Source organism: Caballeronia sp. dw_276, from assembly GCF_018449635.1.
In the GTDB taxonomy this organism is placed as follows: Bacteria; Pseudomonadota; Gammaproteobacteria; order Burkholderiales; family Burkholderiaceae; genus Caballeronia.
The window spans coordinates 604,522-630,447 of record NZ_JAAVUV010000003.1 but is presented as its reverse complement, the minus strand read 5'-3'; the positions used below and the strand labels follow the sequence as shown (position 1 = coordinate 630,447).

The window sequence follows — 25,926 nt, the reverse complement described above, 5'->3', positions numbered from 1 at the left end:
GTGTTTGCCGCGTGGGGCCCAGTACCGATTTCGGCCTCGCTGCGTGCACTTGAGATCGATCGTTTAGAAGCTCAGTGCTTGCCCGTGCTGCCGAAACCGCCGGCGCCGCGCTCGCTCTGGGCGAAGTCATCGACTATATTGAACGTTGCCTGAACCACCGGCACGATCACCAGTTGCGCCAAGCGTTCCAGCGGGTTCAACGTGAATGCGGTCTGGCCGCGATTCCACGTCGATATCATCAGTTGCCCCTGATAATCCGAGTCGATCAACCCGACCAGATTCCCAAGCACCACGCCGTGCTTATGGCCCAGACCGGAACGCGGCAAGATCAGCGCCGCATAACCCGGATCTTCGATATGAATCGCCAACCCGGTCGGCACGAGCGTCGTCTGACCCGGCTCGAGCGTGATGGGCGCGTCCAGGCACGCGCGCAGATCGAGGCCGGCGCTTCCCGGCGTGGCGTAAGCGGGCAGGTAATCGCGCATGCGCGCATCGAGGATCTTGATGTCGAGTTTCATGGGTTCTGTTTGTTGAGTTCAAACGCTTCGGCCAGCAGTTCATACGAGCGCAGCCGCGCCTGATAACTTCCTGCAACGGTCAGCACGATCAGCTCGTCGGCATCGAAGCGTTGCTGGAGTTCGTGCAATTGTTCGGTCACGCGTTCGGGCGTGCCGATAATGCTGCGATTCTTTTCGCGCGCAATCACGCCCAGTTCGCGCTCGCCGAACGCCTGGTTGGCGCCCTGTGCAATCGATGGAATCGGCATGTTCAGCCCATAAGCCATCTGCACGCGACGCAAATCCACGGCGCGTTCGAGCGCGGCGGCTTCGGTTTCGGTATCGGCGCAAATCACGAACACGGCGGTCGCAAGATAAGGCTTCGATCCATTACGCGACACGAACCGCTCGCGATACGCCTCCGCCACCCTGTGCCCATATTGCGCGTTGATGAAGTGCGCGAACGCGAAGCGAATGCCCAATTGTGCCGCGAGCAAACCGCCAAAGTCGCTGGAACCGAGCATCCATAATTCGGGACGCGTTTCGATTTCCGGCTGCAGCAAAACGCCATGCGCGAGATGATCTTCAGGCAGGGTTCCGTCGAAGAGACCAACGAGTTCGCCGACCTGCTGCGGGAAAATATCGCCGCGATTGTAGTCGCCGGCGGCCACCGCTTGCGCCGTGCGCATGTCGCCACCGGGCGCACGTCCAACACCCAGATCCACGCGATTCGGAAACAGCGCTTCGAGCATCAGGAATTGCTCGGCCACCTTGAACGAGCTGTAGTAGGGCAGCATGACGCCGCCCGAACCAATGCGAATTTGTTGCGTGATGCTGCCAATGCGCGCAAGCAAAACTTCCGGACACGGATTCGATACACCCCGCAAACCGTGATGCTCCGCGCACCAGTAGCGCGTGTAGCCGAGTTCATCGGCGAGACGCGCGAGATCGAGCGTGGCCGCGATGGCGTCCGCGGTGGTATGGCCGTGAATGACTGGCGTTTGATCGAGTACGGAGAGTTTGATTGGCATGGCGGATTGACCGGTCAGGACAGCAGCGAGCCGCTGCGCGGCGCACGCTTCGCAATCTCCGCGATAAGCAAACGGGCCAGCAGTTTTTTATCGGCGCGAGGCAGGCGCGTGATGCCCGACGCTTCGAACAGCACGACCTCGTTGTCATCGAGGCCGAACGTCAGCGGCCCGAGGTTGCCAATCAGCAAAGGCACATTTTTGCGCGCGCGTTTCTCTTCGCCGTGCACTTCCAGATCGCCGCTTTCCGCCGCAAAGCCCACGCAATACGGCGGGTTCGGCAGACGCGCGACGGTCGCGAGAATGTCCGGATTTTCGATGAAAGTGAATGTAGGCATTGCGTGATCGGCGGCCTTCTTGATCTTGTGTTCGCTGACATGATCGACGCGCCAGTCGGCGACGGCCGCCACCGCGATAAAGATGTCCGAATCCGCCGTGGCGTGCAGCACGGCGTCGTGCATTTGCTGCGCGGTCTGCACGTCCTCACGATACACGCCCCAGGGCGTTTCAAGTCCAACCGGCCCAGCCACGAGATGCACGTCCGCGCCGGCCTGAGCCGCCGCACGCGCCAACGCAAAACCCATCTTTCCGGATGATCGATTGGTGATGCCGCGCACGGGATCGAGTGGTTCGAACGTCGGGCCGGCCGTGATCAACACGCGATGCCCGTGCAATATCTTCGGCTGGAAGAACGCGCAAATCGCTTCGAACGTAGCCGATGGCTCCAGCATCCGGCCATCGCCCACTTCGCCGCACGCCTGGGCGCCGGAATCCGGGCCGAGCACTTGCACGCCGTCGGCACGCAGTTGCGCGACGTTGCGTTGCGTCGCCGGGTTCTGCCACATCTGGCGGTTCATCGCGGGGACGACGAGCAGCGGACAATCGCGCGCCACGCACAACGTGGAGAGCAGATCGTCGCAATTCCCATGTGCAAGCTTGGCGATAAAGTCGGTGGATGCCGGTGCGATCACGATTGCATCGGCTTCACGCGACAAATCGATATGCGCCATGTTGTTCGCAATCCGCGCGTCCCATTGCGACGTGTACACGGGCCGCCCGGACAGCGCCTGCATGGTCACGGGCGTAATGAATTGCGTGGCGGCTTCGGTCATGACAATCTGAACCGTCGCGCCGGCTTTCACCAGCAAACGCGTGAGCTCAGCGATCTTGTAGCAAGCGATACCGCCCGACAGCCCAAGTACCAGATGCTTTCCTGCGAGTTCTGCCGTGTCCAACGCTGCCTCCGTGAGTCTCGCCATAAGGCGGGTTACTTCGCTCCGCGCACGCGCCGCAGTTCGTCGAATACGAGCAGCACCGCGCCGATGGTAATCGCGCTGTCGGCAAGATTGAACGCCGGCCAGTGCCACCCGTTGACGTGGAAATCCAGGAAATCGATCACATGCCCGTAAGCCACGCGATCGATCACGTTCCCCAGTGCGCCGCCCATGATCAGCGCAAGCGCCGTGCAGAACAAACGCTGCGTGCCGTGGCGCTTGAGCAAATAGATGATCACGATCGCCGCGACCACGCCGAGCGCCGTGAAACCCCAGCGCTGCCATCCGCCGGCGGCCGCCAGAAAGCTGAACGCTGCCCCTTTGTTATAGACGAGGAACAGGTTGAAGAACGGCGTCAGTGCGTGCGGTTCGGCATAGCTGAACACGCGCGCAACGGCGATTTTCGAAAGTTGATCGAAGAGAATCACGATCAACGACACACCCAGCCACGGCGCGAGTGAACCACTGCTTTGTTTCGACATCGTTCTTGCCATTATGCTGCGCTCCGCTTTTCGCCTTCGCCGAAGAGGTTGCTGATACACCGGAAGCACAAGCCCGGATGTTCCGCCGAAGCCCCCACGTCCTCCGTGTAATGCCAGCAGCGCTCGCATTTCAGGTACTTCGATGCAACCACATCGACGCCTTCGTCCGCTTCCTTCGCCACTTCCACAACCTGCGCCGCCGATGTAATCAGCACGAAGCTGAGATCGTCGCCGAGACTGGTCAGCGCCTGATAACGCGCGCCGCTTGCCCGCACTTCGACTTCAGCCTGCAACGACGAACCGATCAGGTTGGCCGTGCGCGCTTCTTCCAGCGCCTTGGTGACGTCGCTGCGCGCCGAGCGGATCAGCGTCCACTTGTCGAGCAACTCGCCCGCATCGGGCACTTGCGGATAGTCGTGATAAACCTCGGTGAAGATCGTATCGCGGCCGGGTTGCAGGACCTTGTACGCCTCTTCCGCCGTGAACGACAGATACGGCGCGACCAGTCGCAACAAACCATGCGCGATGTGATGCAGCACCGTCTGCGCCGCGCGGCGTTCGTGCGAATCGGGCTTCATGGTGTAGAGCCGATCTTTCAGCACGTCGAGATAAAACCCGCCGAGGTCTTCCGAGCAGAACGTCGCGAGCTTCGATACCACCGGGTGGAACTCGAACTTCTCGTAATGCGCGAGGACATCGTCTTGCAGGTTCTGTGCGAGTGCGACCGCGTATTTATCGATTTCAAGCCAGTCTTCGACAGGACGCGCGTCTTTCTCGAAGTCGAAATCGGAGAGATTGGACAAGAGGAAACGCAAGGTATTGCGAATCCGCCGATACGTCTCCGTCACACGCTTCAGGATCTCTTCCGAGATCGCGAGTTCGCCCGAATAATCCGTCGATGCAATCCACAAGCGGATGATTTCCGCGCCCAGCCGGTTAGCGACGTCGTGTGGATCGATACCATTACCAAGCGACTTCGACATCTTCCGGCCTTCGCCGTCGACGGTGAAGCCGTGCGTGAGAAGGGCGTTGTACGGCGGACGGCCATCGAGCATGGAAGCGGTCAGCAACGACGAATGGAACCATCCGCGATGCTGGTCCGAACCTTCAAGATACAAGTCGGCCGGGAACTGCAGCGAATCCTTGTGCGAGCCGCGCAGCACGTGCCAGTGCGTCGTGCCGGAATCGAACCACACGTCGAGCGTGTCGCGATTCTTCTCGTACATGTTGGCTTCGTCGCCGAGCAGTTCTTGCGGGTCGAGCGTTTGCCACGCCTCGATGCCGCTCACCTCCACGCGCTTCGCCACTTCCTCGAGCAATTCCAGCGTGCGCGGATGCAGTTCGCCGGTTTCCTTATGGACGAAGAACGCCATCGGCACGCCCCATTGACGTTGACGCGAAAGCGTCCAGTCCGGGCGATTCGCGATCATGCTGTACAAACGCTGCTTGCCCCACGCCGGGAAAAACGCCGTGTTTTCGATACCTTCCAGCGCGGTCTCGCGCAACGTGCGGGACGTATCGTTCGGCTTTACATCCATGCCCGCAAACCACTGCGACGTCGCCCGATAGATGATCGGCGTCTTGTGGCGCCAGCAGTGCATATAACTGTGTGTGTACTTCTCGGTCTTGAGCAGCGAATGCGCGCCGCGTAGCGCTTCGATGACTTGATCGTTCGCTTCCCAGATGGACAGGCCGCCGAAAAGCGGCAACGATTCGATGTAGCGGCCATCGCCCATGACCGGGTTGATGATGTCGGAGTCGGTCATGCCGTGCGCCTTGCACGACACGAAGTCTTCCACGCCATAAGCCGGCGACGAATGCACGATCCCCGTACCGCTTTCCGTTGTCACGTACTCGCCGAGGTACACAGGCGCCGTGCGTTTGTAGCCCGGATGCGCTGCGCTCAACGGATGATGAAAGCGCAGGCCGCTCAGCTTCTCGCCCGTCGTGGTCGCGATGGTCGTGCCTGTAACGCCGTACTGCTTCAGGCATTCCTCCACGCGATCTTCGGCCAGGATCAGCAGACCCTTTTCAGTATCGACGAGGCTGTAGACGATTTCCGGATGCACGTTCAGCGCCTGATTGGCCGGAATCGTCCAGGGCGTCGTGGTCCAGATCACGATGCCGCCATCCTGCTTCGGCAACTCGGCGAGTCCGAACGCCTGGGCGGTTTTCTCCGGCTCGGCGAAAGCAAACATCACGTCGATGGTCGGATCGGTCTTGTCCTTGTATTCCACTTCGGCTTCGGCCAAAGCCGAGCCGCAATCGAAACACCAGTTCACCGGCTTCAGCCCGCGATACACATAACCCTTCTCGAGGATCTTGCCCAACGCGCGAATTTCACCCGCTTCGTTGACGAAGTTCATCGTCTTGTACGGGTTGTCCCAGTCGCCCAGCACGCCCAGGCGGCGAAAGCCGACCTTCTGCTTTTCGATCTGCTCGCTGGCATATTTGCGGGCTTTTTCCATCACTTCGCGCGCCGGCAGCGACTTGCCGAACTGCTTCTCGATCTGGATTTCGATCGGCATGCCATGACAATCCCAGCCCGGCACGTAGACCGCGTCGAAGCCCGCCAGATTGCGCGCCTTCACGATCATGTCCTTCAGGATCTTGTTCACCGCGTGGCCGAGGTGGATGTCGCCGTTCGCGTATGGAGGGCCGTCGTGCAGGATGAACTTCTTGCGGCCTTGGCTGGCGGCGCGGATCTTCTCGTAGATCTTGTTGTCCTGCCATTCCTTGACCCATTGCGGCTCGCGCTTGGGCAAGTCGCCGCGCATGGGGAACGGTGTATCGAGCAGGTTGACCGGATATTTCGACTGGGGCTTGGCTTCTTTCTTGTTGCTCATGGATGACTCGATATGTATTCGATGAAGCGGCGGTTCCGGATTTGACTCGCATCCGGGAACGGGCTCGAAGTGCTTGATATGGGGTGGACGAGGCAGCGGGCAGCGCGTCGGGACTTGCGGCCCGGCACTACGCGCTCACCTAATTCGATCTGTTGCCGACGTTGCGAAACCGCTGTCACGGCCGCTTGAATTGACGTCGGCGGCGAAGTACGCGCGCGCGTTGGTCACGTCGCGGGCGATGGCCGCCGTCAGGGTTTCGAGGTCCACGTACTTTTCCTCGTCACGCAGCTTTTGCAGGAACTCGATCCGCACGAGCTTGCCATAGGCGTCGCCATGCCAGTCGAGCACGAAGGTTTCGAGCAGGACACGGCCGGAATCGTCGACGGTCGGGCGTATTCCAAGACTCGCCACGCCCGGCAGCGGGTCGGCTGCGAGCCCATGCACGCGCACGGCAAAAATCCCCGCGAGTGCCGGCCGCTTGTGCGCAATCGGAACGTTGAGCGTGGGAAAACCGAGGTCGCGCCCGAGCTTTTGCCCGTGCACCACGTGGCCGCTGATGACATAGGGGCGGCCGAGCGCAAGGCGGGCTGCGTCCAGATCGCCCGCAACCAGCGACGCCCGCACGCCCGAGCTCGAAATGCGCGCGCCGTTGAGGTCCGCGACGGTCGCCATTTGCTCGACTTCGAAGCCGTATTTGCGTCCCGCCGCTTCAAGCGATTCGAAATCGCCGGCGCGTTTGGCGCCGTAACGGAAATCGTCGCCGATCATGACCCAGCGCGCGTGCAGCCCGTTCACGATCACATCTTCGACGAACCTGTCCGGCGACTGGGCGGCAAAAGTCTTGTTGAAATGCTCGACCACGACGCGATCCACGCCGTTCGTGCGCAGCGCTTCGAGCTTGTCGCGCAGCATGGCGATGCGTGGCGGCGCGCCGGCGGGATTGAAGAATTCGCGGGGATGCGGCTCGAAAGTCATCACGCAGACCGGCAGCCCGCGGGCGTCGGCGGCGGCGCGGACGTGGGCGAGCAGTGCCTGGTGACCGCGGTGGACACCGTCGAAATTGCCGATGGTCAGCGCGCAGGGCGCACGGCTTTCGGCATTGGGTAGGCCGCGGAAGACTCTCACGATATCGGCTGGGTCGGCGGTTGGCGGTTAAATTGGCTGCAGCGCTTGAAGCACGGATGCCGCAAAGCGTTCGATTATAAACGCTCGAACGGATCGGCGGACGCCGCGCCCGCTTTGGGCGGTGCCGAATCGGACGGTTTTACGGGCATCGAATGATAAAATCGCCCGATGAAAAAAATCGTCATCCTGATTTCCGGGCGGGGAACCAATATGGAAGCCGTCGTGCGGGCCTGCGCGCGTGAAGGCTGGCCGGCCCGGGTGGCGGCCGTTATCTCGAATCGGCCCGATGCCGCCGGACTTGCGTTCGCGGCGGCAAACGGCATTGAAACAAACGCGGTCGATCATCGCAAATTCGAGACACGCGAAGCCTTCGATCAGGCGCTTTCACGCAGTATCGATCGTTTTGAACCGGATCTGGTCGTGCTCGCGGGCTTCATGCGCGTGCTGACTGACGCGTTTGTCGAACGCTACGCGGGACGCATGATCAACATTCATCCGTCGCTGTTGCCGGCCTTTCCAGGGCTGAAAACGCATCAACAAGCCCTGAATGCCGGCGTGCGCGTGCATGGCGCAAGCGTTCATTTCGTCACACCGGCGCTTGATCATGGTCCGATCATCGCGCAGGCAGCGGTGCCGGTCCTGGCCGGCGACGACCCAGCCGCGCTCGCCAACCGGGTGCTGGCTGTAGAACACATTATTTACCCACGCGCGGTGCGCTGGTTTGTCGACGGGCGTCTTGCCATCGACGGCGAGCGTGTCGTGCTCACGCCACCAGAGCCGCAATGGCTCTTTGCCGACATTGCCGGGGAGGGCGTATGAGGCTTCATGGATTTTTGATAGGACAGACAGAGACGTTGCTGGCTGACGTTTTGCGTTTCAGTGGTCCGGCGGACGCCGCGACCAGCCGGTTTTTCCGCGCGCATCCCAAGCTCGGCCACAACGAACGCGGGGTTATCGCCGAGGCGGTATTTGCGGTCTTGCGCCGGAAAATGGAGTTTTCGCATCTCGCGGAAAGCGGCGCGGGCAACCAGGCGCGGCGTCTCGCATTGCTGGGCCTGATGCAGACGGCGGGTTTATCGGCGGTAAAACCGTTCATCTCCGCCGACGAATACCAGTGGCTCAACCAGGTTTCGAAGATCGATCCGGGCAGTTTGCCGGTACGCGTGCGCACGAATCTGCCGCAGTGGATCTACGATTCCATGACCAAACGGTTCGACACCGACGAGCTTGCCCAGCTCGCCGCCGCGCTGAATTACCCGGCGCCACTCGATTTGCGCGCGAACCCGATCAAGGCGACGCGCGACCAGGTGATCAAGACGCTGACCGAAGCGGGTATCGATGCCGGTGAAATGCCGTTCGCGCCGTATGGCGTGCGGGTCGACGGCAAGCCGGCGCTGACGCGCCTGCAACCGTTCCAGGACGGCTGGATCGAAGTGCAGGACGAGGGCAGCCAGCTTCTTTGTTCGCTCGTCGCGCCCCGTCGCGGAGAAATGATCGTGGACTTCTGCGCGGGCGCGGGCGGCAAGACGCTGGCGCTCGGCGCGATGATGCGTTCCTCGGGCCGTCTCTACGCCTTCGACGTCTCCGACCGACGCCTCGCGAAACTCAAGCCACGCCTGGCTCGCAGCGGTTTATCGAACGTGAATCCGGTGTTGATCGACAGCGAACATGACGCGAAGATCAAGCGGCTGGCCGGCAAGATCGACCGTGTTCTGGTCGATGCTCCCTGTTCCGGCCTCGGCACGCTGCGGCGCAATCCGGACCTGAAATGGCGTCAATCGCCGGAATCGGTTGCTGAACTGACGCCGAAGCAGCTTTCCATCTTGACCAGCGCGTCCCGACTCGTGAAAGTGGGCGGCCGTCTCGTATATGCCACGTGCAGCATGCTCGAAGCTGAAAACGAAGGCGTCGTGACGCAATTCCTTTCGACGCATCCGCAGTTCAAGCTGGTTCCGGCGAAAGACGTGCTGGCGGAACAACGTATCGATCTCGATACCGGCGACTATCTGCAATTGTGGCCGCATAAGCACGGCACGGACGGTTTCTTCGCAGCTGTGCTCGAACGCCTGCCAAATCCGGCAAAAGAGACGCCGACGGATGAGGCCGCTGCCGAATAAGTGGTATCTGCCCATGTTGACTACGGAATGGCGTCAATCCGTGGTCAATCTCACTAAACAGGGGAAATTGGTGTTAACCGCGCTAAACACGACGGGAAATCAGCGGTCAAAATTCCCGTTGCTTTTGCGCGAAATCAAAAATTTCCTCCATCGACACAAAGACTTGGAACGCATGACGTAAAATGCCGTCGAACCACGTGCATAATCCTTTCATGCACCCAACAGCCGTCGATTCTGTTTTCGTTCGGCTAAATTTCACCGCCTTTTAGGTAAATTGCCTTGCTGAATTCATCGCTTGAATTTCTCGCCAACGGTTTGCTGGACCTCACGTGGTGGCAGATCCTGTTGTTCACGCTCGTGATGACGCATATCACGATCATCGGCGTGACCGTTTATTTGCATCGCTGCCAGGCGCATCGCGCGCTGGAGCTGCATCCGGTCGTCAGCCATTTCTTCCGCTTCTGGCTGTGGATGACCACAGGCATGTTGACCGGCCAATGGGCCGCGATTCACCGCAAGCATCACGCCAAATGCGAGACCGAAGAAGATCCGCATAGTCCGCAAACGCGCGGCATCTGGAAAGTCCTGCTCGAAGGCGCCGAGTTGTATCGTTCGGAAGCCAAGAACGAGGAAACCATGCGCAAGTTCAGTCACGGCACGCCGAACGACTGGATGGAACGCAACGTCTACACGCGTTATCCGATTCTCGGCATCAGCATCATGATGGTCATCGACATTGCGCTGTTCGGCATTGTCGGTCTGTCGGTCTGGGCCGTGCAGATGATCTGGATTCCGTTCTGGGCTGCGGGCGTGGTCAACGGTCTGGCTCACTGGTGGGGTTATCGCAACTTCAATTCGGCTGACGCGAGCACGAACATTTTCCCGCTCGGCATCCTGATTGGCGGCGAAGAACTGCACAACAATCATCACACGTACGCGACGTCGGCGAAGCTGTCGAACAAGTGGTACGAATTCGATATTGGCTGGATGTATATCCGCATCATGTCGGCGTTCAAGCTGGCCAAGGTCAAGAAGATTGCTCCCACGCCGCGTTTGTCGACGTCGAAGCCCGTGCTCGATCACGACACGCTGCAAGCCGTTTTGTCGAACCGCTATGAAGTGATGGCGCGTTACGGCAAGGCGATGAAGCGTGCGTATCGTCAGGAACTGCTGAAGCTGAAGGACGGCGGTTCCACGGACAAGTACCAGTTGATGCGCGGTGCGCGTAAGTGGGCGCACAAGGAAGAAGCGGGTCTCGACGAGCCGCAACGCCAGCAATTGCCGGCGCTGTTCTCGGACAACCACAAGCTGCGCACTTACATTGAACTGCGTCAGGATCTGGCGGCCATGTGGGACCGTTCCAACGCATCGCGCGAACAGTTGCTCGCGCAATTGCAGGACTGGTGCCATCGGGCGGAGCAAAGCGGGATCAAGGCGCTGCAGGATTTTGCTTCGCGCCTGCGCCGATACGCCTGAACCTCGGCTTGAAACGCAAGAACCTTCGTCACTGATATCCGTTAAAATTTCATGACGTTACGAGACCCCGCTCTGGCGGGGTTTTGTCGTTTTGGAGCGGCGATAAAACGCGCCGTTTTCACGATATCGGAGACAGGCAAGCGATGGAGCAGGCGATAAAAAGCGTCGAGTACGACCGGCCGCAAGGACTGACGTGTGGCATTGGTCAAGCATGGGCGAAAGTGCCCGATACGCCGTCGCGCGAAGAAAAGCGCGCGTTGAAGGAGCGCATTCGCGCGTTGCTCGTGCGAGAGAAGGCGGTGCTGGTCGCGCATTATTACGTCGATGCCGAGCTGCAGGAACTCGCCGATGAAACCGGTGGATGCGTCGCGGATTCGCTGGAAATGGCGCGCTTCGGGCGCGATCACGCCGCGCAGACGCTGGTTGTGGCCGGCGTGCGTTTCATGGGCGAGACGGCGAAGATTCTCAGCCCCGAAAAGCGCGTGCTGATGCCCGATCTGGACGCCACGTGTTCGCTTGACCTCGGTTGTCCCGCCGACGAATTCTCGGCTTTCTGCGATGCTCACCCCGACCGGACGGTCGTTGTGTACGCGAATACCAGTGCAGCCGTGAAAGCGCGCGCGGACTGGATGGTGACATCGTCGATTGGGTTGGAGATCGTCGCCGACCTGCACGCGCGCGGCGAGAAAATCCTCTGGGCGCCGGACCGGCATCTGGGCTCCTACATCCAGAAAAAAACCGACGCCGACATGCTGCTGTGGCAAGGCTCATGTCTCGTGCACGACGAGTTCAAAGGTATCGAGCTCGATTTGTTGCGCGCCGAATATCCCGATGCAAAGATTCTCGTTCATCCGGAATCGCCCGAAGGCGTGGTTGCGTTGGCGGATGTGGTTGGATCGACAACGCAATTGATCGATGCCGCCGTGAAGCTCGACGCGAAGCGTTTTATCGTGGCGACGGATCTCGGGATTCTGCACAAGATGCGGCTCGCGGCGCCGGGCAAGGAGTTCATCGAAGCGCCGACCGCCGGCAACAGCGCGAGCTGCAAGAGTTGCGCGCATTGCCCGTGGATGGCCATGAACGGCTTGACCAATCTCGCCGCGGTCCTCGAGCGCGGCAACAACGAGATTTTCGTGGACCGTGCGATTGGAGAACGGGCGCGTGTGCCTATCGACCGGATGCTCGATTTCGCCGCGCGTCACAAGAAGCGCGTGCAGGCAAGCGGCGATCTGGCGAAGGATGGTTCGTTGTTTTCAAATGTCGGAGCGGCGTGAATGTCTTCTGCAAGTCAGTTGGTGAGTCCTTTATTCGATGAAATCCGCACGCAATACGGCGCGGCCTTTGAGCAAGCGCTGGAGCGCAACGTGACCGATGCGCTTGCCGAAGATATCGGCGATGGCGACCGCACTGGGCTTCTTGTGCCGGCGAAGATCGAACGGACGGCGCGCATCATCGTTCGCGAGGAAGCGGTGCTGTGCGGCGTGCCATGGTTCGAGGGGGTGATTCGTCGCGTAGATGCATCGATTCGCGTTGAATGGCTTTATCAGGAAGGTGCGCGCATGCGTGCCGATTCGCCTGTCGTGCTGCTGCGCGGTCCGGCGCGCGCGTTGTTGACGGCCGAGCGTAACGCATTGAATTTCCTGCAGTTGCTGTCCGGCGTGGCGAGCGCGACGCGGCGGTATGTCGATGCCATCGAAGGCACGCGCGCGCAGATCCTCGATACCCGCAAAACCTTGCCCGGCTTGCGTCTCGCGCAGAAATACGCGGTTCGTGTGGGCGGCGGCGCGAACCAGCGTCTGGCGCTCTACGACGGCATCCTGATCAAGGAAAACCACATTGCTGCAGCGGGCGGCGTGGGCGCGGCAATGGACGCGGCGCTGGCGTTGAACGCCGGCGTACCTGTTCAAATCGAAGTCGAGACGCTGGAACAACTCGAAACGGCGTTGGCGCATCGGGCGGAATCGATTCTCCTCGATAACTTCAGCTTCGACGCCATGCGCGACGCCGTGGGCCTGACTGCCGGGCGCGCGGTACTGGAGGTTTCGGGCGGCGTGAACTTCGACAGCGTGCGCACGATCGCCGAGACCGGCGTGGACAGGATTTCAATCGGCGCCTTGACGAAGGACGTTCGCGCCACGGATTATTCGATGCGCCTGGAATAAGCCATCCAACGCAGTGACGATCATGGCGTGCAACGCGCCATGATCCTGAACCTCTCCTGCTGTACGCGTAACGTCGTGTCTAGACAACTTTGTGACGTTCCCTCCAAAGCGCGCTGATTCTTCTCCGAATTTCCTCCTATTGTCCTCGTAACTTCCCCGTAAGCCTTATCTGTCAAGCCGGTCGGTATTTTCCCTAACTTTTCGCGCTTGCAAACAAAAACCGTTGCCAGTCCTTTTTGTTCAATGCATGCTTGTCTATACAAGTTGGCGATTCGCCAATCGGTCAATCACTCATTTTCGGAAAAGTGGCTCAACATGACAGGCAAAATGAACTTGCTGGCGCGACTGGTGGCATCGGTGGCCGTTGGTGTTATCGCCTTTGGCGCTGCCAGCGCGCAGGCCAAGGACTGGAAATCCGTCACGATCGCTACCGAAGGCGCGTACGAACCGTGGAACCTGACGCTGCCGGGCGGCAAGCTCGGTGGCTTCGAGCCTGAACTGATCCAGAACGTATGCGACCGCATCAAGATTCAGTGCAAGCTCGTGACGCAAGATTGGGACGGCATGATCGCCGGTCTGCAAGCGGGCAAGTTCGACGTGCTGATGGACGCCATCTCGGTCACGCCTGAACGTGAAAAAATCATCGCGTTTTCGAAGCCTTATGCGTCCACACCCGCAGCGTTCGTCGCTTCCGGTGACGCGCCGGCCGCGCTCGCCAAGCAGCCGGGAGCAGGGCAGATCGTCAAACTCACCGGCGACGCAGCGCACGACAAAGCCACCGTCGACGCACTTCGCGTGGCGCTGAAGGGCAAGACCATCGGCATTCAATCGGGCACGGTATATACGAAGTTCATCGATACGAACTTCAAGGACGTCGCCACCATCCGCGAATACAAAACCGCGCCGGAGCATGACCTGGATCTGGTAGCGGGCCGTATCGACGTCGCGTTCGACGACAGCACGTATTGGGCATCCGCGTTCGCGAAGCCGGAAAACAAGGGCCTGGCATTCACGGGACCGAAGATCTCGGGACCCGTCTGGGGACCGGGCGAAGCGCTCGCATTTCGTCAGTCCGACAAGGACCTCGTAGCGAAATTTAACGAAGGCATTACCGCGGCGCTCGCCGACGGCACCGTCAAGCGTCTCTCGATGAAGTGGATGAAGGTCGACGCCACGCCTTGATTTGATCGCTGCTGATCAACGCCCGACGATGCACCACCGCAGGAGATAAACGATGAATCTGGTTCAACTACTCGGCTTCGGCGAGCAAGGGTGGGGCGGCGCGCTGCTGGTTGCGCTGCTCATGACCGTGCTTCTGACCATTGCCGCGCTGGCCGTGGGCGCTGTGTTCGGCGCGATGGTCGCGTCGGCGAAACTGTCGCGCAGCCGCACGCTGAGGGTTATCGGCGACGCTTATACAACGCTGTTTCGCGGGATTCCCGAACTGCTGATCATCTATCTCTTTTACTTCGGCGGTTCTTCGGTGGTCACCGCCGTCGGGCAGTTCTTTGGCGCCGATGGGTTTATCGGCGTACCGCCGTTCGTGGTTGGCGCGCTCGCCATCGGGCTGATTTCGGGCTCGTATCAGGCGGAGGTTTACCGGTCGGCCGTGCTGGCGGTGTCGCGTGGGGAAATCGAGGCGGCGCGCGCCATAGGCATGTCCATGCCGACGATGTGGCGGCGCGTGCTGATCCCGCAAGTCGTGCGTTTTGCGCTGCCGGGGATCGGCAACGTGTGGCAGTTGAGCCTCAAGGATTCGGCGTTGATCGCGGTGACGGGGCTCGCCGAACTGATGCGCACAAGCCAGGTCGCGGCTGGATCGACGCATCAATATTTCACGTTCTACGTGGTCGGCGGCGTGCTTTATCTGATCCTCACGAGCCTCTCGAACCGTGTCTTCGATCGCGCAGAAGCGCGCATCGGCCGGTCGTTCCGCGGCACGCTCGCGCGCCATTAAGACAAACGTCCCCAAGGAAATCCGACCATGAACATCGATTTCGAATTTCTCGGCGATACGTTGTCGAAACTCCTTGCCGCCGTCCCGACCACGCTAGGGCTTTTCTTTGCCTCGCTGATTATTGGAGGGCTGCTTTCCCTCGTGATCGTCGCGATGCGCGTGAGCCCGAACTGGGCGGTCAACCGTTTTGCGCGCGGCTACATTCTGGTATTCCGCGGCTCGCCGCTCTTGATCCAGATGTTCCTTGTCTATTACGGGCTCGGGCAATTTCCCGCAGTCCGTGCGAGCTTTGTCTGGCCCGTGCTGCGCGAACCGTACGCGTGCGCGATCCTTTCGCTGGCGTTGTGCACGGCCGGATATACCGCCGAAATCATTCGCGGCGGTCTGCAATCCGTGCCGCACGGCCAGATTGAAGCGGCGCTCGCGTGCGGCATGTCGCGCTGGACCGTGTTGCGCCGGATCATCGCGCCGATCACGCTGCGCTACGCATTGCCCGCGTATTCCACCGAAGCCGTGCTGCTCGTCAAATCGACCGCGCTCGCAAGTCTCGTCACCGTCTGGGACGTGACCGGCGTCGCGCAGCAAATCATTCAGCGAACCTATCGGACGATGGAAGTCTTCATCTGCGCCGCGGCCATTTATCTCGTGCTGAATTTCATCATCGTGCGTGCGCTCGGGATGCTCGAAAAGAAGCTCTCGCCGCATCTGCGCGACCGTAACGGCACGGCGGCGAAGAAGTCTGCGCCTGCATCGGCTTCTTCGCCTTCTTCGCTCAAGACGGCGACGGTGCCAAACACGCATATCGATTCGTGAATCAGAGGGAGAAACTCATGAACACCAGCAACTCCATTGCGCTTTCGGCGAGCAACATCCACAAATCTTTCGGCGATGCGCACGTGCTCAAGGGCATTTCCCTCGACGCGCACGAAGGCGACGTGATCTCGATTCTCGGCGCGAGCGGCTCGGGAAAAAGCACGTTCCTGCGCTGTATCAACATGCTCGAAACGCCCGATGACGGTGAAGTGAAACTGGCGGGCGAAGCCATCGAAATGAAGCGTGGTCGCGATGGCCGCCTGCAGCCCGGCAACCGCAAACAGGTCGACCGGATTCGTTCGCAACTCGGCATGGTGTTCCAGAGTTTCAACCTCTGGTCGCATATGACGGTGATGCAGAACGTGATCGAAGGGCCGTTGCGCGTGCAAAAGCGCACGCGCGCCGAATGCGTTGAAGAAGCCGAACAATTGCTCACGAAGGTCGGTCTGTACGAGAAGCGCGATGCATATCCCGCGCATTTATCGGGCGGCCAGCAACAGCGCGTCGCAATTGCGCGCGCGCTGGCGATGCACCCCAAGGTCATGCTGTTCGATGAACCCACGTCCGCGCTCGATCCCGAACTGGTAGGCGAAGTGCTTCGCGTGATGCGCGCGCTCGCCGAAGAAGGCCGGACCATGCTGGTCGTCACGCACGAAATGGGCTTTGCGCGCCATGTGTCGAACCGGGTGATGTTCCTGCATCAAGGACAAGTCGATGCCGAAGGCGCGCCCGACGACCTCTTTAACGGACGATGCTCGGAGCGCTTCCAGCAGTTTGTATCGAGTCATCATTCCCGTACCGCAAACTAATTTGCAAGCGAGGTTGACGTGCTGGCCAGTTCCCTTTTACAGGCGCCATCGATTGATTCCGTGGTCATCGGCGCCGGGTTGAATGATGGTATTGATCATGGATATAAAACGGCCGTGGTGAATCTCGATGCACCTTTAGGCTGGCGCGATATCGCGCGGATCGCGCTTGGCGCGAAGCTGGTTTTATCGCCTGATGCGCGCGCTCGCGTCGATCATGCGCGCGCGCTGGTCGAGCAGATCGTCGAGCGCCGGATTCGCGCTTATGGCGTGAACACGGGCGTGGGCGCGCTGTGCGATGTGATCGTGTCGCCGTCCGAGCAGCGCACGTTGTCGCGCAATATCCTGATGAGTCACGCGGTGGGCGTGGGCGAACCGCTGCGGCGCGAGGAAACGCGCGCGATCATCGCGGCGGCGGTGAACAACTTCGCGCACGGGAAGTCGGGCGTGCGCCTCGAACTGGTCGATCTGCTCGTCGCGCTGCTCGACAGCGGCGCGATTCCCGAAGTGCCGGCGTTCGGTTCGGTCGGATATCTGAGCCATATGGCGCATATCGCGCTGGTGTTGATCGGCGAAGGTTTTGTCCGCGATGACACCGGCCGGATCAGCGCGGCGCGTGCGCTGCAGCGGCTCGAGCGCGAACCGCTGGTGCTCGAGGCGAAGGAAGGCCTGAGCGTGGTCAACGGCACGCCATGCGTGACGGGGCTTGCGTCGCTTGCTTTGGCGCGCACCGAACGCCTGTTGCAATGGGCCGACACCATCTCCGCGATGACCTTCGAGAACTTGCGGGGCCAGGCCGCCGCTTTCGACAGCGATTCGCTCGCGCTGCGGATATCGCCGGGATTGTCGGCGGTGGGCGCGCATTTGCGCGAGCTTCTCGCCGACAGCGGGATCATCGCGGCATCGTTTGGGCGCAGCACGCAGGACCCGCTGAGCCTGCGCACGATTCCCCATGTTCACGGCGCGGCGCGCGATGTGTTCGTGACCACCGCCGAAGTCGTGAACCGCGAACTGGCGTCCGTCACCGATAACCCCGTTGTCACCGGTACACTCGCCGCGCCGCGCGTGTTTTCGCAGGCGCATGCGGTGGGTGCGTCAATCGGCCTCGCGATGGACAGCCTGAGCACGGCCGTTGCCGAAGTCGCGGCGATGGCGGAGCGGCGTATCGACCGGCTGGTGAATCCGTTGGTAAGCGGCCTACCCGCGTTTCTCGCCGATAGCGGCGGCACGTGTTCCGGCTTCATGATCGCGCAGTACACGGCGGCGTCGCTGGTCGCGCACAACCGGCGGCTTGCGATGCCCGCGAGCCTCGATGGCGGCATCACGTCCGGTTTGCAGGAAGACCATTTGTGCCACGCGACGCCGGCCGCGCTGAAGGCGCTGGAGATCATCGCGAACGCGGAGCGCATCTTCGCCATCGAGTTGCTTGCGACAACACAAGCTTACGACCTGCAACCCGCCGACCTGGCGCGTGCGCCGAAAACGGACGCGGTGTACCGGAGCGTGCGTGCCGTGATCTCGCAATATCGCGATGACCGGCCTCTCGCCGGCGATATTGCCGCCGCGGTCGCCTTCGTCTGCGAAGCCGCCCCAGCGTTTTAAACCCTGCTGTATAGACAGATTCGTGCCGCCATTTGCTGGCGGCACTTCCATTTGTTTCGCTCGCCGCCCCCCGCCAGGCCTCGCTCTCGTCTCATTAAAGTAAACCCCTACGCGATTGGATAAAGCTTCGCTTGCACTCCTTTTTATTTTAATTCAGACTTGTATATACAACTTGTCGGCCCAGCGCGCAAAGCTCATTGAAAGCCGCGCCACCGGCCTCAAGACACCGAATATTCCCCATCCTGTCCGAGGAGTGCTTTGATGAAAAACCACAATCCGCGTCCCCTGCGCGCACCGCGCGGCACCGAACTCACGTGCAAGAGCTGGCTCACTGAAGCGCCGTATCGGATGTTGCTGAACAATCTCGATCCCGAAGTCGCCGAGAACCCGGACAAGCTGGTCGTGTACGGCGGTATAGGCCGCGCCGCGCGCAACTGGGAATGCCTCGACAAGATCCTGGAAACGCTGCAGCGCCTGGAAAACGATGAATCGCTGCTCGTGCAATCAGGCAAGCCGGTTGGCGTGTTCAAGACGCACGCCGATGCGCCGCGCGTGCTGATCGCGAACTCGAATCTCGTGCCGAAATGGGCGACGTGGGAACATTTCAACGAACTCGATCGCAAGGGTCTCTTCATGTACGGCCAGATGACGGCCGGAAGCTGGATCTATATCGGCAGCCAGGGGATCGTGCAGGGTACGTACGAAACGTTCGTGGAAGCAGCGCGCCAACATTTCAACGGCAGCTGGAAAGGCCGCTGGATTCTGACGGCGGGTCTCGGCGGCATGGGTGGCGCGCAGCCGCTCGCGGCCACGCTCGCGGGGGCGGTATCGCTGAATATTGAGTGCGATCAGACGCGTATCGATTTCCGGCTGCGCACGCGTTACGTCGATAAACAAGCGAAGGACATCGATCACGCGCTCGAACTGATCAAGCAACACACGGCCGCCGGCGATGCAATCTCGATCGCACTTTTGGGCAACGCCGCCGAAGTGCTCCCGGAACTCGTGCGTCGCGCGAAGGCCGGCGCCATCAAGCCGGATCTGGTCACCGATCAAACCTCGTCGCACGATCTGATCAACGGTTATCTGCCGGCTGGCTGGAGCCTGGAAAAGTGGCGCGCGGCATCGCTGGATGCATCGCAACATGCCGAACTCAAGGCCGCCGCGCAACGCTCGTGCGCCCAGCACGTCCAGGCCATGCTGGATTTCCACGCAATGGGCATCCCCGCCGTCGATTACGGCAACAACCTGCGTCAGGTCGCTTTCGATGACGGCGTGAAAAACGCTTTCGATTTCCCCGGCTTCGTTCCCGCGTACATTCGCCCGTTGTTCTGCGAAGGCAAGGGCCCGTTCCGCTGGGTCGCGCTTTCCGGCGATCCGGAAGACATCTACAAGACCGACGCCAAGCTGAAAGAATTGTTCCCGCACAATGCCGGCATGAACCGCTGGCTCGATATGGCGCGCGACCGCATCGCGTTCCAGGGTTTGCCGGCGCGCATTTGCTGGCTGGGCCTGGGCGAACGTCACGTCGCCGGTCTCGCATTCAACGAGATGGTGAAGAACGGCGAGCTGAAAGCGCCGATCGTCATTGGCCGCGATCATCTGGACACGGGTTCTGTCGCAAGCCCGAATCGCGAGACGGAAAGCATGAAGGACGGCACGGACGCCGTGTCCGACTGGCCGTTGCTGAACGCGCTTTTGAACACGGCCGGCGGCGCGACGTGGGTCAGCCTGCATCATGGCGGTGGCGTGGGCATGGGTTATTCGCAGCACGCGGGCATGGTGATCGTTGCTGATGGCACGGACGCCGCTCACAAGCGTCTGGCGCGCGTTCTCGTGAACGACTGCGCATCAGGCGTGATGCGTCACGGCGATGCCGGTTACGAGCAAGCCATCGAATGTGCTAAAAAGTTCGGTCTCGACCTTCCGTTCATCACGACCTGATATGTCATTTGCCTTCAGCATCATCCGCGCGGCCGATTTGAAGGCCGTGCCGTGGAAAAACGGCGGCGGCGCAACGCGTGAGATCGCGGCGTCACCGAAGGGCGCCGCGTTCGATGCATTCGACTGGCGCGTGAGCGTCGCGGATGTATCGGCGGCGGGCGCGTTTTCGGTGTTCGAGGGAGTCGATCGCGTGCTGACGCTGATCGAGGGCAAGGAGATGGTGCTCATCGATTCAGACGGGCCGGAGTACGTCCTCTCGCGCTGGGATTCGGTCGCGTTTGCGGGCGAGTCGTCGATCAGCGCGGAACTGCCCCACGGTCCCACGCGTGATCTCAACCTCATGTTGAGGCGCGATCGCGTGTCGGGAAAAGTGACGGTACGGCGCGCTGCCGAAACGCTTCAAGTGGAGCAGGGCAGCGTCGTGCTGGTCTGCGCGCTGGGCGAGTTTGCGGTGGACGGCGAGCGACTAGCTCAAGGCGATGCGTTGGTTATCGATGCAAGCGAGAATGGCGCGCTGAGCATCGAGCCGCTTTCGCACGAGGCGGTTCTGATCGATGCCCGCATCGTTTCAAAGGATCCCGGCCATGGCCCTCGATAACGTTTTGCAGGTCTGGCGCAACGCACGTCTTGCGCCGCGCGCCGATCCGGCGGACGTCGTGGAAAACGCGGCGATCGTCGTACGCGGCGACCGCATTGAATGGTTCGGCGCGGAAGCCGATTTGCCGTCCGGGTTCGCCGACGCTTCAAATCATGATCTGCAGCAGAGAATCGTCACGCCGGGTCTGGTCGATTGCCATACGCACCTCGTCTACGCCGGAAACCGCGCCGAAGAATTCGCGATGCGCCTCGAAGGCGCGAGTTACGAAGACATCGCGAAACGCGGCGGCGGCATCGTCTCGACGGTGCGCAACACGCGCGCGGCGAGCGAAGACGAATTGTTCGCGCAATCTCTGCGACGCCTCGACGCGCTGCTCGCCGAGGGTGTGACGGCGCTTGAGATCAAGTCGGGTTATGGCCTGGATCTGGCGACCGAACGCAAGATGCTGCGTGTCGCGCGGCGCCTAGCCGAAACCCGGCCGGTAACGATTTCCACGACGTTCCTCGGTGCGCACGCGTTGCCGCCGGAATACGCCGGTCGCGCCGATGACTACATCGCCCACGTCTGCCAAGAGATGTTGCCGACGCTCGCGGCCGAAGGTTTGATCGATGCCGTCGATGTCTTTTGCGAGCGCATTGCGTTCACGCTGGAACAAGCCGAGCGCGTGTTCAACGCGGCATCGAAACTGAATTTGCGCGTGAAGATGCACGCGGAACAGTTGTCGCTGATGGGCGGCGCGGTGCTCGCGGCGAAGCATCACGCATTGTCCGCCGATCACCTCGAATTCCTCGATGAAACCGGCGCCATCGCCATGCGCGAAGCCGGCACGGTGGCCGTGTTGTTACCCGGCGCGTTTTATTTCATCCGCGAGAAGCAGTTGCCGCCGATCGACCTGCTGCGCCGTCACGGCGTGCCCATCGCGCTCGCAACTGACAGCAATCCGGGTACATCGCCGAGCACGTCATTGTTGTTGATGCTCAACATGGGTTGCACGTTGTTCCGGCTGTCGGTGGCCGAGGTGCTTGCGGGCGTCACGCGTCACGGCGCAAAAGCGCTCGGTCACGCCGATGTCGCCGGCGAAATCAAGCTCGGCGCGAAGGCGGATTTCGTCGCGTGGGATATCGAGACGCTCGCGGAACTGGCGTACTGGACCGGGCTGGACCGCTGCGCGCTGGTCGTGCGGCACGGCGCCATCACCGTAGACAAACGGAAAATCGCATGACAAAAAACAGCCTGTTTGCCGAACACGCGCGTTTGCAGGATGGCTGGCGCCGCGACGTGCTGCTCGAATGGGACGATCACGGCACGTTGATTGCCGTGACACCGGACACCACGCAGCCGGCGGGCGTGCAGAAAGCCAACGGCCCCGTGCTCGCCGGCATGCCGAATCTCCACTCGCACGCGTTCCAGCGCGCGATGGCCGGCCTCACCGAATATCGCGCGAACCCCACGGACAGTTTCTGGAGCTGGCGCGATCTGATGTATCGGTTCGCCGCACGGATATCGCCGGAAAGTCTGGGCGATATTGCGCGCTGGCTTTACATCGAAATGTTGAAGGCGGGCTATACGTCGGTCTGCGAATTCCATTACGTGCACAACACGCCCGACGGCGCGCCCTACGCGAATCCCGCCGAAATGGCCGCGCGCGTGGTCGGCGCGGCCGAGCAAACCGGCATCGGCATGACGATGCTGCCCGTGCTGTACCAGTTCAGCGGCTTTGGAGCACGCGAGCCTACGCCGGGCCAGGCGCGCTTCATCCATACGCCGGAAAGCCTGCTGGACGCGCTCGTTTCATTGCGCTCGACTCAACCGGAAAACGGCAATCGCCGATATGGCGTCGCGCCGCACTCGCTGCGCGCGGTATCGAAGGAGACGTTGGGACGGATGCTCGCCGGCCTCGACCGCGAATTTCCCGGCGCGCCGGTGCACATCCATGTCGCGGAACAGACGGCGGAAGTCGATGCCTGTCTCGACGTCCTGAAAGCGCGCCCGGTGCAATGGCTGCTCGACAACTTCGACGTGAACGAACGCTGGTGCCTCGTGCACGCAACGCACGTCGATGAAAACGAAGTCCGCGCGATGGCCGCAAGCCGCGCCGTAGCGGGTTTGTGCCTGACGACCGAAGCCAATCTCGGCGACGGCATTTTTCCGACGCACGCCTATCTCGCCGACAACGGCCGCTTCGGGCTCGGCTCGGACAGCCATATCGCGCTCGACTGGCGCTCCGAGCTGCGTCTGCTCGAATACGGACAACGTCTTACGCGGCGTGAGCGCAACGTGCTGGCATCGGAGAAGCAAACGCACGTCGCCGATCGCCTGTTCGATGCCGCCATGCAAGGCGGCGCGTACGCGACCGGCCGCGCGGTCGGTGCGCTGGAAACGGGACGCCGTGCGGATTTCATCGTGCTCGATCCCGACCATTCGGCCATCGCCGGGCAGGCGCCGGACGCGTGGTTATCGGGTGTCGTGTTCTGCGAACATGGCGAGACGCCCGTGCTGGATGTTTGTGTCGGCGGTAAAGTCGTGGTCGAAGCGCGCCGGCATCGCGATGAACGCGAGGCATTCGGGCAGTATCGGAAAACGCTGGCGGGCTTGCTCAAATAAAGGAACGCATCCATGACCGATCAGGTTTTCACCTTGAAGCGCGGCACGGCGCCGCTGCTGATTTCCATCCCGCACGCCGGCACGCAGATTCCGGAAACTATCGCGGCAACAATGAATCCCATCGCCCGCGAAGTCGACGACACCGACTGGCATCTCGAACGCCTCTACGCGTTCGCCGTGGACATGGGCGCGTCGATCCTGGCGCCGTTCAATTCGCGCTACGTGATCGATTTGAACCGTCCACCCGACGGCGCAAACCTCTACCCAGGACGCGATACAACCGGCCTGTGTCCCGTCGATACCTTCAACAGCGAACCGCTCTACCCGGAAGGCGGCGCGCCGACGGAAGCGCAGATCGCCGATCGTCGAGAAAAATACTGGCGGCCGTATCACAACGCGCTTGCCGAAGAACTCGCGCGTCTGAAAGCCACGCACGGCAAGGTGCTGTTGTGGGAAGCACATTCCATCCGCTCGCACGTGCCGCGTTTCTTCGATGGCAGGCTCTTCGACTTCAACCTCGGCACAGCGGGCGGCGAAAGCGCGGTGCCGGGTTTGGCCGAGAATCTCGAGGCGCTGGTCGCGGAGAACGGCGCATACACGGCTGTTGCAAACGGGCGCTTCAAGGGCGGCTACATCACGCGGCACTTTGGCAAGCCGCAGGACGGCATCCACGCGGTGCAACTGGAGCTCTCGCAAATCACGTATATGGAAGAAACGCGTCCATACAAATACGATGAAACACGTGCAGGGCAGGTCGCTCCGGTAATTCAGACCCTCGTGCAGCACGCGCTGGACGCGGTACGCGCGGCTTAACTTTCCCGCCGCCTGAGCACCGGCGGCGTGAGCACGGTCGGTAGCGCCTTCGGCAAGGTCTCCGGCCAATCGCGGCTGAAGTGCAGGCCGCGGCTCTCACGCCGCGAACATGCGCTTTCCACGATCATCGAAGCGACATCGACCAGATTGCGCAGTTCGAGCAAATCCCGGCTCACCTTGAAATTCGCGTAGTACTCGTGGATTTCATCGCGCAGCAATGCAATCCGATGCTGCGCGCGAGCCAGGCGTTTATCGGTGCGCACAATGCCCACGTAGTTCCACATCAGCCGGCGCAACTCGTCCCAGTTGTGCGCGACGACAACTTCTTCGTCCGGATCGGACACGCGGCTTTCGTCCCATGCCGGCAGCGGTTCGTGCGCACTCGTGGCATAGCCTTCGGCCTCCATAGCCTGCGCCGCAGCGCGTCCGATCACGAGACATTCGAGCAGGGAATTGCTGGCAAGCCGGTTCGCGCCGTGCAGACCGGTGCACGACGTTTCCCCCACGGCATAAAGCCCGGCGCGATCCGTGCGCCCGGCCAGATCTGTGACCACGCCGCCGCACGTGTAATGCGCGGCCGGCACGACGGGAATCGGCTCCTTGGTTATATCGATGCCAAATTCGCGACAGCGCGCGAGGATGGTAGGGAAGTGCTCCTGCAGGAACGCTTCGGGTTGATGGCTGATATCGAGATACACGCAGTCGATACCGCGCTTCTTGATCTCGAAGTCGATCGCCCGGGCCACGATGTCGCGTGGCGCCAGCTCGGCGCGTTCGTCGTGCGCGGGCATGAAACGGGTGCCGTCGGGTAGACGCAGGATGCCGCCTTCGCCGCGAACCGCTTCGGAGATCAGGAACGACTTGGCGTACGGATGAAACAGGCAGGTCGGATGGAACTGGATGAACTCCATGTTCGACACGCGGCAGCCCGCGCGCCAGGCCATCGCAATGCCATCGCCCGTCGCGGTATCCGGGTTCGTGGTGTAGAGATAGACCTTCCCGGCGCCGCCGGTCGCGAGCACGGTATGTGGCGCTTCGATGGTGACGGTGCGTCCGCTGGCAATGTCGAGCGCATACAAGCCGTGACATCGATGCCCGGGAAGCCCGAGGTGCTCCGACGTGATCAGGTCGATGGCGTGATGATCTTCGAGAACCGTGATGTTCGAATGATTGCGCACGCGCTCGTTGAGCGTGCTGACGACGGCGTGGCCGGTGGCGTCGGCGGCGTGAATGACGCGCCGGTGGCTATGGCCGCCCTCGCGCGTCAGATGAAAGCCGAGCTCGGCGGAAACATCCTTGGTGAACGGCACGCCTTGCTCGATCAACCATTCGATAGCGGCACGCCCGTTGTCCACGATGAACCGCGTGGCCGCCGCGTCGCACAGCCCGGCGCCGGCGACGAGCGTGTCATCGAAGTGATTGTCCGTGCTGTCGCCGGAATCGAGCACGGCTGCAATGCCGCCTTGCGCCCAGTCGCTCGCGCCCTCGCTCACGCTGCGTTTGGCGAGGATCACGACGCGCCGTGTGTCCGCAAGATTCAGGGCGACGCTCAGGCCCGCCAACCCGCTGCCGATGATTGCCACATCGAAATTCATCCTGCCACGTCTCCGTTTTTGATTGTCCGCCATGACCTTTTCGATTCACGCCGATGGCATGTGAAAAAGTATGGTCGATAAGCATAACGTGCGGCATGCAATCCGGTCACTTTGCCGTTCGGGCAGTAGGGGCAGAGGACGGCCGATGCGCAAGCGCTGGCGCAAAGCAAAAAGCCTCGCGTGAGCG

22 protein-coding genes are annotated in these 25,926 nt (G+C 61.4%); 15 read left to right on the top strand and 7 right to left on the bottom strand.

The window, feature by feature from the left end:
• Positions 1–71: 71 nt before the first annotated feature.
• The 6 genes from dut to HB633_RS08745 form a co-directional block, all read right to left on the bottom strand.
• A complete protein-coding gene (gene dut, locus HB633_RS08770) occupies positions 72–518 on the bottom strand; it encodes a dUTP diphosphatase (protein WP_213777674.1) in 447 nt (148 codons plus the stop codon).
• On the bottom strand, positions 515–1,528 hold the full coding sequence (locus HB633_RS08765) for an LLM class flavin-dependent oxidoreductase (protein WP_213777673.1): 1,014 nt from the start codon (positions 1,526–1,528) through the stop codon (positions 515–517). The genes dut and HB633_RS08765 overlap by 4 nt, the downstream gene beginning before the upstream one ends.
• Positions 1,529–1,542: 14 nt before the next feature.
• Positions 1,543–2,760, bottom strand: coding sequence for a bifunctional phosphopantothenoylcysteine decarboxylase/phosphopantothenate--cysteine ligase CoaBC (gene coaBC, locus HB633_RS08760; protein ID WP_213777672.1), 1,218 nt, complete (start codon positions 2,758–2,760; stop codon positions 1,543–1,545).
• A 32-nt stretch (positions 2,761–2,792) separates the two neighbouring features.
• Positions 2,793–3,293, bottom strand: a complete 501-nt coding sequence (gene lspA, locus HB633_RS08755; RefSeq protein ID WP_213777671.1) for a signal peptidase II — start codon at positions 3,291–3,293, stop codon at positions 2,793–2,795.
• Positions 3,293–6,127: an isoleucine--tRNA ligase gene (gene ileS, locus HB633_RS08750; protein ID WP_213777670.1), complete on the bottom strand. Its 2,835-nt coding sequence runs from the start codon at positions 6,125–6,127 to the stop codon at positions 3,293–3,295. Before ileS ends, lspA begins: the two co-directional genes overlap by 1 nt.
• A gap of 135 nt (positions 6,128–6,262) precedes the next feature.
• Positions 6,263–7,252, bottom strand: coding sequence for a bifunctional riboflavin kinase/FAD synthetase (locus tag HB633_RS08745; RefSeq protein WP_213777669.1), 990 nt, complete (start codon positions 7,250–7,252; stop codon positions 6,263–6,265).
• A gap of 168 nt (positions 7,253–7,420) precedes the next feature.
• On the opposite strand from HB633_RS08745, the gene purN reads away from it, so the two are divergent.
• The 15 genes from purN (at position 7,421) to hutG (ending at position 24,144) form a co-directional block, all read left to right on the top strand.
• Entirely contained in the window at positions 7,421–8,071 is a 651-nt protein-coding gene (gene purN / locus HB633_RS08740; RefSeq protein ID WP_213777668.1) for a phosphoribosylglycinamide formyltransferase, read from the top strand.
• Positions 8,068–9,369 (top strand): RsmB/NOP family class I SAM-dependent RNA methyltransferase, encoded by a 1,302-nt coding sequence (locus HB633_RS08735; RefSeq protein ID WP_213777667.1) that lies wholly within the window; start codon positions 8,068–8,070, stop codon positions 9,367–9,369. Before purN ends, HB633_RS08735 begins: the two co-directional genes overlap by 4 nt.
• Before the next feature lie 279 nt (positions 9,370–9,648).
• Positions 9,649–10,845: a fatty acid desaturase gene (locus HB633_RS08730; RefSeq protein ID WP_213777666.1), complete on the top strand. Its 1,197-nt coding sequence runs from the start codon at positions 9,649–9,651 to the stop codon at positions 10,843–10,845.
• Positions 10,846–10,988: 143 nt separating this feature from the next.
• Positions 10,989–12,119, top strand: coding sequence for a quinolinate synthase NadA (nadA, locus tag HB633_RS08725; RefSeq protein ID WP_213777665.1), 1,131 nt, complete (start codon positions 10,989–10,991; stop codon positions 12,117–12,119).
• Positions 12,120–13,007, top strand: coding sequence for a carboxylating nicotinate-nucleotide diphosphorylase (gene nadC / locus HB633_RS08720; RefSeq protein WP_213777664.1), 888 nt, complete (start codon positions 12,120–12,122; stop codon positions 13,005–13,007).
• A gap of 315 nt (positions 13,008–13,322) precedes the next feature.
• Positions 13,323–14,189 (top strand): transporter substrate-binding domain-containing protein, encoded by an 867-nt coding sequence (locus tag HB633_RS08715; protein ID WP_213777663.1) that lies wholly within the window; start codon positions 13,323–13,325, stop codon positions 14,187–14,189.
• Between the two features lie 52 nt (positions 14,190–14,241).
• Complete coding sequence (locus tag HB633_RS08710; RefSeq protein WP_213777662.1) at positions 14,242–14,964, top strand: ABC transporter permease subunit; 723 nt, start codon at positions 14,242–14,244, stop codon at positions 14,962–14,964.
• A gap of 27 nt (positions 14,965–14,991) precedes the next feature.
• The gene (locus tag HB633_RS08705) at positions 14,992–15,777 is read left to right on the top strand and encodes an ABC transporter permease (RefSeq protein WP_213777661.1); all 786 of its coding nucleotides are present in this window, start codon (positions 14,992–14,994) and stop codon (positions 15,775–15,777) included.
• A 17-nt stretch (positions 15,778–15,794) separates the two neighbouring features.
• Entirely contained in the window at positions 15,795–16,586 is a 792-nt protein-coding gene (locus tag HB633_RS08700; protein WP_060856811.1) for an ATP-binding cassette domain-containing protein, read from the top strand.
• Between the two features lie 90 nt (positions 16,587–16,676).
• Complete coding sequence (gene hutH / locus HB633_RS08695) at positions 16,677–18,185, top strand: aromatic amino acid lyase (RefSeq protein ID WP_213777720.1); 1,509 nt, start codon at positions 16,677–16,679, stop codon at positions 18,183–18,185.
• 261 nt (positions 18,186–18,446) lie between these two features.
• Positions 18,447–20,129 (top strand): urocanate hydratase, encoded by a 1,683-nt coding sequence (hutU, locus tag HB633_RS08690; protein WP_213777660.1) that lies wholly within the window; start codon positions 18,447–18,449, stop codon positions 20,127–20,129.
• 1 nt (position 20,130) lies between these two features.
• The gene (locus HB633_RS08685) at positions 20,131–20,727 is read left to right on the top strand and encodes a HutD family protein (protein ID WP_213777659.1); all 597 of its coding nucleotides are present in this window, start codon (positions 20,131–20,133) and stop codon (positions 20,725–20,727) included.
• Entirely contained in the window at positions 20,714–21,949 is a 1,236-nt protein-coding gene (gene hutI / locus HB633_RS08680; protein ID WP_213777658.1) for an imidazolonepropionase, read from the top strand. The genes HB633_RS08685 and hutI overlap by 14 nt, the downstream gene beginning before the upstream one ends.
• Positions 21,946–23,331, top strand: coding sequence for a formimidoylglutamate deiminase (locus HB633_RS08675; RefSeq protein WP_213777657.1), 1,386 nt, complete (start codon positions 21,946–21,948; stop codon positions 23,329–23,331). Before hutI ends, HB633_RS08675 begins: the two co-directional genes overlap by 4 nt.
• A gap of 12 nt (positions 23,332–23,343) precedes the next feature.
• Positions 23,344–24,144, top strand: coding sequence for an N-formylglutamate deformylase (gene hutG / locus HB633_RS08670; RefSeq protein WP_213777656.1), 801 nt, complete (start codon positions 23,344–23,346; stop codon positions 24,142–24,144).
• On the opposite strand, the gene nadB is transcribed toward hutG, so the two are convergent.
• Entirely contained in the window at positions 24,141–25,739 is a 1,599-nt protein-coding gene (gene nadB / locus HB633_RS08665) for an L-aspartate oxidase (protein ID WP_213777655.1), read from the bottom strand. The genes hutG and nadB overlap by 4 nt on opposite strands.
• Between the last annotated feature and the right edge of the window lie 187 nt (positions 25,740–25,926).